Below are 6,443 nucleotides of genomic sequence, written 5' to 3' on the forward strand. Positions count from 1 at the left end.
CGAAGGACCCCTCTACGACGTGGCGGTGGTCGGCGCCGGCGCGGTCGGCCTCGCCACCGCCCTGGCGCTCGCCCGCGACGGGGTGCGCACCGCCCTCGTCGGCCGCCACGCGCCCGTGGCCGACGGGCGCACCGTCGCCCTCCTCGACGGCTCGGTGCGGCTCCTGCGGGCGCTCGGCGCCTGGGAGGCGCTGGAGCCGCAGGCGGCGCCGCTCGCCGAGATGCACCTGATCGACGACACCGGCAGCCTGTTTCGTCCGCCGCCGGCCCGCTTCGTCGCCCGCGAGATCGGCCTCGACGCCTTCGGCTGGAACGTCGAGAGCGCCCGCCTCGTCGAGACCCTGCGGGCCCGCGCCCGGGCGGTCCCGGAACTGGTGCCGGTCGAGCACGATTCCACCGGGTGCACCGTCGCGGCGGACCGGGCCGTGCTGGCATTGGAGGGCGGCGGGCACGTCGCCGCCCGCCTCGTCGTCGCGGCCGATGGCGGCGCCTCGCCCCTGCGCGAGGCGGCGGGTCTCGCGGCACGGCGCTGGACCTACCCGCAGAAGGCGCTGACCACGATCCTGGCGCATGCCCGCGACCACCGCGAGGTCTCGACCGAGTTCCACACCCGCGAAGGACCCTTCACCCTGGTGCCGCTGCCGGGCGGGCGCCGCTCCAGCCTGGTCTGGGTCTCGGCCGAGGCGCGGGCGGAGCGCCTCGCCGCCCTGGACGATGCGGCGCTCGCCGCGGCGATCGAGCGGCAGGCGCAGTCGATGCTGGGTGCGATGCGGATCGATGGGCCTCGCGGCCTCGTGCCGATGCGCGGCCTCTCGGTGCCGCGCCCGGTCGGCCCGCGCCTGGCCCTCGTCGGCGAGGCCGCCCACGTCTTCCCGCCGATCGGCGCCCAGGGGCTGAACCTGGGCCTGCGCGACGCCGCGGCGCTCCGCGACGCCGTGGCGGAGGGCGCGCGCGATCCCGGCTCGGAGGCGGTGCTGGCGGGCTTCGCCCGCGGCCGGGCCCTCGATGCCCGGTTGCGCACCGGCGCGGTCGACACCCTCAACCGCAGCCTGCTCACCGCCTTCCTGCCGAGCGACCTCGCCCGCGGCGCGGGGTTGCTGGCTCTCTCGACCATCGCCCCCTTGCGCCGCCTGGTGATGCGCGAGGGCGTGACCCCGCGGCTGGGGACGCCGACGCTGATGCGCGGGTGAGGGCGATCCGCGGGGGCATTCTTCTGAATGGCATGACAAAGGCGTTGGCCCGGACGTTGAAGCGCGCCTGCGTCCGCGTCTTTCCGATCTCAGTTACCGAGGCAATTCTCCGCCAGCTTCACGCCCGGCTCGACCACGACAACCGGGTTCACCGATACAGCGCGCTCGGATACCGTTCCCCGTGCGAGCTTATCGCCCGATCGATCCACGAGCCCTGGTCCAGCCTTCAGAGGTAGCAGCGGTGATGGAACGGACGCTCGACCTTCGTCTGCGCACGATCGTCGAAGCTTATCGCTGGCAGCGGGGCCTCGGCCATCAGACCGTGGAGACGCAGTACGCCCGCGTGGTGAGGAACCCCGATCACCCGGAGGTCTGGGACGCGAACCACATCGATACAGTGACGGCTGAAACGCCCGAACAGATCGATGGCGTGTTCCAGGCCATGAGCGATCATTTGGGCCATTCTCCGTGGGGCGTGATCCATACCGATCCCTTCACCCCCGAACCTTTCACCGCGCGGCTCGCGTTGGACGGCTTCAAGGAGCAGCCGGCGGTCATCCAGATGCGGCTGGAGGGGCAGGTTCGCGCGCGTTCCATTACCGACCTGAACCCGGTCGAAAACGAGTCTGATTGGGAGGCGTTGGCGGCCCTCGTGCGCCGGGACCATGAGGAGGGAGCGAGGACCGGTGGCGCAGTCCTCGCTCCAGAAGTGACGGATGGCATCGTCGCCGGCTACCGCGCCAAGCAGGGGGCTTACCGATTCCACCTCGCCTGCGTCGACGGCCAGCCCGTCGCCTACGGGGCTTCAGCCACCGCTCCCAGTGGAGCGGGCATCATCGAAGATCTGTTCACTCTGCCCGCTTACCGAAGGCAGGGCATCGCATCCGGTATGATCGCAGCCTTTGCGGGGGAACTTCGGGCCTGCGGCTGCAGCAGCGTTTTCCTCGGAGCCGTGGTCGGAGGACAAGCACGGTATCTCTATGCCAAGCTCGGCTTTCGACCTCTGCTGCTCACGCGCTGTTGGGTCAGGTCGCGCGCTCATGAACCCGAAAAGACCGAAGGCAGAACAACCCGTCTCACGCGCGATACCTGAGCCGTAGCGAGAGAGAGAACGCTGCCGACGCCGGGCGCCGATTCATGCTCTAGCTTGCTCCCTCGACATTCCGGGGTCTCGCCTGCGGCGGGACCCCGGAATGTCGGTTGGCCTGTACACCGATCCTGCTTTGTCGGACCTCCGACGAAGCTTCGCAGTGACTTCTACGGCGCGTTGCTGGCGCTGCGCCGGGTCGAGCTGGTCGCCATCGTGTCGGGCGACCAGTCGAAGGCGGTGCCGGCCCGCCCCAGCCGTTCGCCGTGCGCGAACAGGGCCCGCATATAGCCTTGCTCGAACGGCGCCTGCGAGACTTGGCCGAAGCGCTGGTCGATGGTGGCGACGTGGATCGGCGTGCCCGTGCGGGCGGCAAAGGCCTTCGTCACCGCGATGGCGCCGGCGGTCTGGGCCTTGATCATCGCCGAGAGCGAGCGGCCGAGGATGCTCAGCATCGAGCGCTGGGCGACCTGGAAGTCGGGCGCCTGCGAGGTGTTGACGACGACGTAGATCGCCGGCGCCGGCAGCTTGTCGTCTGCCGGCGATGCGCCCTCGACCTGCTCCAGCAACGAGCGGCCCGGCGCGACGAAGAACGGCGCGGTGGCGCCGCCATCGGCGTGCATCTCCTGGAAGCGCTTCCCGTCCGGGCCGGTCGCGTCGATCATCACCGGCGGGAAGATGCCGGGGATCGCCGCCGAGGCCAGCATCACCTCGCGGAAGAGCTTGAGCCCGGCGGGTCCGCCCGCCGTCGCGATGGCGCCCATGTCCCACAGGGTCGGGCGCAGGGAATCGAGCTCGGTGGTGACGACGAGGAGGCGCCGTCCCTTGCGGTGCTCGGCCGCCACGGCGGCGAGCAGCGCGGGCGTGACGCTGCGCTCGATGCCGCGCTTGAGCGGCCAGGTGTCGGTCAGGCTCTCCTGCCCGCCGCCGAACTCGAACACGTCCGCCGCGGAGGTGTCGGTATAGGCCTTCTCCAGGGCGCCGTCCTGCGAGGCACCCACGAAGGCGAAGGGCGCGATCAGCGCGCCGGTCGAGACTCCGGTGACCACGCCGAAATCCGGGCGCGTGCCCGCCTGGGTCCAGCCCTTGAGGAGACCCGCCGCGAAGGCGCCGTTCTCCCCGCCGCCCGACAGGGCGAGCCAGGGCGCGCGCGAGGCCATCGTGGCGCCGTCGAGAAAGCTCTTGAACGCCGCCGGGTCGTCGCCCGGCAGCCGCACCGTCGCGGGCAGGCCCTCGGGCCGGCCCGCCGCCAGTTGCTCCGCCGTGAAGCTCGCCCGAACGGTCGAGCGCTGCCGGTCCGCCACCGTGCCGGCCCGGGCCGGTCCCGCCGCCACCAGGGCGAGCGTCGCCATTGCCGCGCCGGCCAGCCGGCGTCGGCTCATCTCTTGCGACATGAGTGTCGATCCTCCGCCGCCCGCCTCATCCGGTGAACGCCGGGACCCCACGCCCGTTCCATCACGCACGTGCGAAAGGGCACGCGCGTCCAGGTTTCGCCCGGGTACCCGCCAGGTCACGGCGCGGATGTCCTCGGCCGTCGCTCAGTCCGGCCGCCGCACCGTCCGGGATCTTCTGCCCCTTCCGGCCGTAATGATGCTAACACTGAAATCAAACATCGCAAGTCTTCACGGGGTGACTTGAGGAGATCGGTGGGGGGTCAATCGTGACGGGCCGCAGGCGGCGCGCGTCGCCGTTTCGGTCGCGAGGGCGGCCCGATCATCACGGCTCGTCTCACTCAGGACGCCCCGACCTTCTGCCGAGACGCGGGGCCCTTTACGGCCGCGGCGCCCCTGCACTAACCCTCGGGCACGGCCGGGCTTGCGCGAGAACGGGCTCGCGCCCCGAGCCGGCCGTGCCCGGGGTTGGAGACGATACGCCCATGAAACTGCCGCGCCGCTTCTTCCAGCCCCTGGCCACCGGGGCCCCGGCCCCGTTCCGCGAGCTACCGGTGCGCCTGGAGCGCATGATCCACTTCGTGCCGCCGCACAACGACAAGGTCCGGGCCCGGGTGCCGGAGCTGGCGCGACAGGTCGACGTGGTGCTGGGCAACCTCGAGGACGCGGTCCCGGCCGACCAGAAGCTGAACGCCCGCAAGGGCTTCATCGCCATGGCCCGCGACGTGGACTTCGCCCGGCACGGCACCGGCCTGTGGACCCGCGTCAACGCCCTCAACAGCCCGTGGCTGCTCGACGACCTGATCGAGATCGTGGCCGAGGTCGGCAGCAAGCTCGACGTCGTGATGGTGCCCAAGGTCGAGGGGCCGTGGGACATCCACTACGTCGACCAGCTGCTGGCCCAGCTCGAGGCGAAGGCCGGGGTCGCGAAGCCGATCCTGATCCACGCGATCCTGGAGACGGCGGAGGGTGTCGCCAACGTCGACGCCATCGCCTGCGCGTCGCCGCGCATGCACGGCATGAGCCTGGGCCCCGCGGATCTGGCGGCGTCGCGCGGCATGAAGACGACCCGGGTCGGCGGCGGCCACCCCGACTACAAGGTCATCGCCGACCCGACGCCCGGCGCCTCCGAGCGGGCGAGCGTGCAGCAGGACCTCTGGCACTACACCATCGCCCGGATGGTCGATGCCTGCCAGGCCAACGGCCTCAAGGCGTTCTACGGCCCGTTCGGCGATTTTTCCGATGCCGCCGCCTGCGAGGTCCAGTTCCGCAACGCCTTCCTGATGGGCTGTGCCGGCGCCTGGACCCTGCATCCGAGCCAGGTTGCCATCGCCAAGAGCGTCTTTGCCCCCGACACCGCCGAGGTCGCCTTCGCCAGGCGGATCCTGGAGGCGATGCCCGACGGCACCGGCGCGGTGATGCTCGACGGCAAGATGCAGGACGACGCCACCTGGAAGCAGGCCAGCGTGATCGTCGACCTCGCCAAGCTCGTCGCCGCCAAGGACCCCGACCTCGCCCGGGCCTACGGCCTGGACGCGTGACGCTCCCGGCATCGTGAGACCAGGGGGGCGGGACCTGCCTTGCGCGCGACCGGCGCGCCGGTGCAATCCCGCCCCCGTCATCCTATGTTGATGCCCATGCCCTTCGGACAGACCACCTCCGCCATGCCCGCCCCGCAGCCCGACGCCGCGCCGTCCGGCGCGGTCATCCGCCTCGCCCGGTTCAACATCGGCGACGTCGTGCGCCACCGGATCTACCCGTTCCGCGGCATCATCTTCGATGTCGACCCGGTCTTCGCCAACACCGAGGAATGGTGGCAGGCGATCCCCGAGGAGGTGCGGCCGTCCAAGGACCAGCCGTTCTACCACCTGCTCGCCGAGAACCAGGAGACCGAGTACGTCGCCTACGTCTCGGAGCAGAACCTGGTGCCGGACGAGTCCGGCGAGGCCCTGCGCCACGCCCGCATCGCCGAGATGTTCGAGCGCGACGCACGGGGCGGCTACCGCATGCGGAGCGACACGGCGAACTGAGCATCGCGATCCGTTCTTCGGACGGGATCGTCCGGGAACCGCACCAGGCGAACGAGAAAGGGCCGGGCGTCGCCGCCCGGCCCTTTCTCGTCTCCGGTCGCGGGCCGTGAGCCCGCGACGATGACGTAAGCCTTACTTGGCCGGAGCCGCCGCGGGGGCCGCGGCGCCCTTCTGCTCGAGCTGCTTGCGCATGTCCTCGGAGCGCTTCTCGAGCTCGGCCTGGAGCTTCTTCTGCTGCTCCTCGAGCACCTTCGGGTCGATCGGGGCGCCGTCGAAGGCCTTGCCGAAGCCGGCCAGCGGCACCGCGAAGGTGACCTCGCGCTGCATCTGGTTCTGCACGCTGACGTTCAGGGTCGTGCCCTTCTTCATCGCGGCGACGACGTCGTCCTTCAGGCCCGGGGCCTCGGCGAAGCAGCCGTTCGGGAAGCAGACGGCATAGCGGCCGGCGGTCGGCTGGCCGTTATCGACCGTGAAGCGGATGCCGGGCTGCAGCAGCAGGCCGAGCGGCATCAGGAAGCGCACCACCTTCGAGCCCTGCGGGCCCTTCATGTCGTAGACCGCCACCGCCAGCACCGCCTGGCCCTGGTCGGAGACGAAGTCGCGGGTGGTGTAGCAGACCTCGTTGCCGCTGCCCTGGTCCTTGCCGCAGACCTTGGTCCAATCAGCCTGGGACGGCTCGGCCTTCACCTGCACGACCATCGGGCCGGTCTGCTGCTGGCCCTGCGCGGCGGGCGCCGCCGGGGCGG

Annotated in this window: 6 protein-coding genes; 4 read left to right on the top strand and 2 right to left on the bottom strand. The window is 71.1% G+C overall.

What is annotated here, in order from left to right; all coding sequences use genetic code 11:
- Together QR78_RS16735 and QR78_RS16745 are read left to right on the top strand one after the other, a co-directional pair.
- A partial coding sequence (locus QR78_RS16735; RefSeq protein ID WP_048428688.1) for a UbiH/UbiF family hydroxylase occupies nucleotides 1-1,189 on the top strand: 1,189 nt, incomplete at its 5' end.
- Between the two features lie 244 nt (nucleotides 1,190-1,433).
- A complete protein-coding gene (locus QR78_RS16745; RefSeq protein WP_048428690.1) occupies nucleotides 1,434-2,282 on the top strand; it encodes a GNAT family N-acetyltransferase in 849 nt (282 codons plus the stop codon).
- A gap of 164 nt (nucleotides 2,283-2,446) precedes the next feature.
- On the opposite strand, the gene QR78_RS16750 is transcribed toward QR78_RS16745, so the two are convergent.
- The gene (locus QR78_RS16750; protein WP_048428691.1) at nucleotides 2,447-3,670 is read right to left on the bottom strand and encodes a patatin-like phospholipase family protein; all 1,224 of its coding nucleotides are present in this window, start codon (nucleotides 3,668-3,670) and stop codon (nucleotides 2,447-2,449) included.
- 482 nt (nucleotides 3,671-4,152) lie between these two features.
- On the opposite strand from QR78_RS16750, the gene QR78_RS16755 reads away from it, so the two are divergent.
- A complete protein-coding gene (locus QR78_RS16755; RefSeq protein WP_048428692.1) occupies nucleotides 4,153-5,208 on the top strand; it encodes an HpcH/HpaI aldolase/citrate lyase family protein in 1,056 nt (351 codons plus the stop codon).
- Between the two features lie 123 nt (nucleotides 5,209-5,331).
- Entirely contained in the window at nucleotides 5,332-5,697 is a 366-nt protein-coding gene (gene hspQ / locus QR78_RS16760; RefSeq protein ID WP_048428694.1) for a heat shock protein HspQ, read from the top strand.
- Between the two features lie 132 nt (nucleotides 5,698-5,829).
- Here the strand turns inward: hspQ and QR78_RS16765 are convergent.
- A partial coding sequence (locus QR78_RS16765) for an invasion associated locus B family protein (RefSeq protein WP_048428693.1) occupies nucleotides 5,830-6,443 on the bottom strand: 614 nt, incomplete at its 5' end.

The organism is Methylobacterium indicum (assembly GCF_001043895.1).
In the GTDB taxonomy this organism is placed as follows: Bacteria; Pseudomonadota; Alphaproteobacteria; order Rhizobiales; family Beijerinckiaceae; genus Methylobacterium; species Methylobacterium indicum.

Excerpts from the sequence above, each read along its gene's own strand:
- QR78_RS16745 (WP_048428690.1), top strand. The coding sequence starts at position 1,434 with ATGGAACGGACGCTCGACCTTCGTCTGCGCACGATCGTCGAAGCTTAT.
- QR78_RS16755 (WP_048428692.1), top strand. The coding sequence starts at position 4,153 with ATGAAACTGCCGCGCCGCTTCTTCCAGCCCCTGGCCACCGGGGCCCCG.
- QR78_RS16750 (WP_048428691.1), bottom strand. The coding sequence starts at position 3,670 with ATGTCGCAAGAGATGAGCCGACGCCGGCTGGCCGGCGCGGCAATGGCG.
- hspQ (WP_048428694.1), top strand. The coding sequence starts at position 5,332 with ATGCCCGCCCCGCAGCCCGACGCCGCGCCGTCCGGCGCGGTCATCCGC.